We start from the raw sequence: 1,675 nt of genomic DNA on the forward strand, positions 1-1,675 counted from the left end.
AGTGGTCATGCCCGCATGTTCTTCGGGGGTTCACGCGGCTGCCGGTGATGCGGCAGTCTGGTGGTCGCAGCCGGTGGGTTGTTGGGAGTGCTCTTTCTGTTCGTGCCGCTCGATCCGGGCCATCAGGTCCTCGAGGTCGGTCGGGGTGAACTTCCATTCGAAGGGCCGGGCGGTCTGGTTGTAGCGGCGCCCGAAGGCGGTGAGTCGGTCTTCGATCTGGTCAAGGCTGGTGAAATCGTTGGGAGACAAGACTTTTCGCTGCACGATGGAGAAGAAGATCTCCACTTGGTTCAGCCAGGAGGCGTGCACCGGGGTGTGGACCATGACCGCGTTGGGAAACCGCGCGGCCAGCCGGTCGGCGGCGGCTGTGCCGCGGTGCGACGATCCGTTGTCCACCACCCAGAACACCCGTTTGGCCGAGGCGTAGGGCTCGCTGGTCATGACTTTCTCCGCCAGGGTCATGAACGGCACGATCCCGGTCTTGGCCGCGCAGTACCCGACTACCTGGGCGTGGTGAACGTCGTAGGCGGCCAGGTAGGCCACCGAGCCGCCGCGGTCGTATTCGTGGTTGACGCGCATTGTGCGGGAGAGGCCGGGCGCCAAGGTGGGGTGGCAGCGGCAGCGGGCCTGGATCGAGGTCTTCTCGTCCGAGGAGATCACATACTCGTCGTCGTTGAGCGGGGTGCCGTCGAAGGTCCGCTGGTAGAGGTCGAGTACTCGGGCCGCTTTCGTGGTGAAGTCCGGGTCGCGGATGAACACCCACGACCGGTACTGCCATGGCTTGAGCGCATCCTCGGCCAGGATCCGGCGGACGGTCGACGCCGAGATCGTCTTGGCGACACCACGGTTGATTGCCTCAGCGGCCAGTTCGCCGCTGCTCCACCGGGACAGCGGCACCCCGGTTTCGGCCGGCAGCTGGCAGGCCAGGGCTTTGATCTCGGCGCGCTGGACGGGAGTGAATCGGGGCGGCCGGCCTGAGCGCGGCCGGTCTTTGAGCCCGTCGAGGCCGTGGTCGGCGTATCGACCACGCCAGGTTCGCACCGTGTCGAGATGAACGCCCTGCCGCACCGCGATCGTGTTGTTCGAGTAGCCATGAGCAGCATCGAGGACGATCCGGACACGGACGACCAGCCCGATCGCGGCGGTGCGGGAGTAAGCCAGTTTCTCGAGCCGGCGCCGCTGCGGCGCGGTCAGCACGATCTGGCGGGCACGGGGAACTGACACGAAAACGGCAGGCCTTCAACGACTTTCCGAACATAGACCGCACGACCTTGCCCGATGAGCTCACTTGCGCCGACTCGACACGCCGCAGCAGGCAAGATGACCTCATGCCCGCGATCCCGGACTCGACGAAGACCTCCCTGGCGCAGCGGCTGCGTCAACACGCTGCCGAGCGCTGGTCCCAGCTGACCTGTCTGCATGTCCGCTACCACGGTCAATTCGCCTACGTTGAGGGCGAACTGGCCGATGGTGACCGGCTGCCACTGATCCGGCTCCGCTACGGCGGATCAGCGTCAACGTGGGGATTCGGCCTCTACCTCGCCAGCAGCGGCAAATACGAAAACCAGATCCTGCCCACCGGATTCACCGCAGGCAGCCCACAAGAAGCCCTCGACTGCGCCTGCGACCTCTACCTCGGACACTGACCCCCGAAGAACTTGTAGGCATGACCACT

General features: G+C 65.5%; 2 protein-coding genes. One reads left to right on the forward strand and one right to left on the reverse strand.

The window, feature by feature from the left end; genetic code table 11:
• Positions 1-30 precede the first annotated feature (30 nt).
• A complete protein-coding gene (locus ACIA76_RS43685) occupies positions 31-1,224 on the reverse strand; it encodes an IS630 family transposase (protein WP_397161478.1) in 1,194 nt (397 codons plus the stop codon).
• Positions 1,225-1,328: 104 nt separating this feature from the next.
• Between ACIA76_RS43685 and ACIA76_RS43690 the strand changes: the two genes are divergently transcribed.
• On the forward strand, positions 1,329-1,646 hold the full coding sequence (locus ACIA76_RS43690) for a hypothetical protein (RefSeq protein ID WP_397161480.1): 318 nt from the start codon (positions 1,329-1,331) through the stop codon (positions 1,644-1,646).
• Positions 1,647-1,675 lie beyond the last annotated feature (29 nt).

The organism is Nocardia sp. NPDC051570 (assembly GCF_044454005.1).
Classification (GTDB): domain Bacteria; phylum Actinomycetota; class Actinomycetes; order Mycobacteriales; family Mycobacteriaceae; genus Nocardia.

Excerpts from the sequence above, each read along its gene's own strand:
- ACIA76_RS43690 (WP_397161480.1), top strand. The coding sequence starts at position 1,329 with ATGCCCGCGATCCCGGACTCGACGAAGACCTCCCTGGCGCAGCGGCTG.